This window comes from Streptomyces sp. XM83C (genome assembly GCF_023072675.1).
Classification (GTDB): Bacteria; Actinomycetota; Actinomycetes; order Streptomycetales; family Streptomycetaceae; genus Streptomyces; species Streptomyces thermocoprophilus.
Map to the genome: position 1 here is coordinate 1 of NZ_JALLGL010000574.1, position 1,381 is coordinate 1,381.

General features: G+C 75.4%; 1 protein-coding gene. It reads left to right on the plus strand.

Going from position 1 to position 1,381, the window contains the following annotated elements:
- Positions 1–1,381: beta-ketoacyl synthase N-terminal-like domain-containing protein (locus MTQ10_RS30425; RefSeq protein WP_247473927.1), on the plus strand; the 1,381-nt coding region annotated here is incomplete at both ends.

A 1,381-nucleotide genomic window follows, 5' to 3' on the forward strand; every position in this document is an offset into this window, starting at 1 on the left:
CTCACCACCCACCACGACCTCGCCCACTTCGTCCTCTTCTCCTCCATCGCCGGCACCCTCGGCAACGCCGGACAAGCCAACTACGCCGCCGCCAACGCCGCCCTCGACGCCCTCGCCCACCACCGCCACCACCAAGGCCTGCCCGCCCTCTCCCTCGCCTGGGGACTCTGGGCGCCGGAGTCCGCGATGACCGCGGGGCTGTCGGCCGCCGACCGGGCGCGGCTCGCGAGTGCCGCCGGCACGGTCGCGCTGGAGGCCGAGGAGGGCCTGCGGATGCTGGACGCGGCGCTGGAGGGCGCCGACCCGGCGGTGGTGGCCTCGCACTGGGACCTCGCCGCGCTGCGCGCCCGGGCCGCCCAGGGCACCGAACTGGCCGCGCCGCTGCGCGGTCTGGTGCGCGCCCCGCGCCGGGTCGCCGCGGCGGCCGGGCCGGCCGGTGCCGAGCGGGCGCTCGCCGCCCGGCTGACGGGCCTCACCGGGGACGCCGCCCGGCAGGCGGTGCGGGACACCGTGAACGCGCAGGTGGCGGCCGTGCTCGGGCACGGCCCGGACACGGCGGTGGACGGCGAACTCAGCTTCAAGGAGCTGGGGTTCGACTCGCTGACGTCGGTGGAGCTGCGCAACAGGCTGGCCGCTGCGACCGAGCTGAAGCTGTCCACGACGATCGTCTTCGACTTCCCGACCCCGCTGGAGCTGGCGGACCACCTGTACGGGCGGCTGGCCGGCGACTCGGCCGAGCGGCCCGCCGCCGAGCCGGCACAGGTGCGGCCGACGGCGGAGGCCGTGGCGGACGACGCGGTGGCGATCGTCTCCATGGGCTGCCGCTACCCGGGCGGCGCCGGCTCCCCCGAGGAGCTGTGGCGGGTGCTCGCGGACGGCGTGGACACCCTCGGGGACTTCCCGACGGACCGGGGCTGGGATCTGGAGTCGCTGTTCGCCTCGGACGGTTCCGGGACGACGTATGTGCGGCGCGGCGGATTCCTCTCCGCCATCGACGAGTTCGACGCGTCGTTCTTCGGCATCAGCTCCCGTGAGGCGCTGGCGATGGACCCGCAGCAGCGGCTGCTGCTGGAGACCACCTGGGAGACCCTGGAACGTGCCGGGCTCGACCCGGAGCGGCTGCGCGGCTCCGACACGGGTGTCTTCGTGGGTGTGCTGGCCAGTGACTACGGCCCCCGGCTGGACCAGCCGGCGGGCGGCACGGACGGCCATCTGCTGACGGGCACCCAGACCAGTGTCGTCTCCGGCCGGGTGGCCTACACGTTCGGGTTCAACGGGCCCGCCCTGTCCGTGGACACCGCCTGCTCGTCGTCGCTGGTCGCGCTGCATCTGGCGGTGCAGGCACTGCGGCGCGGCGAGTGCTCCATGGCGCTGGCCGGCG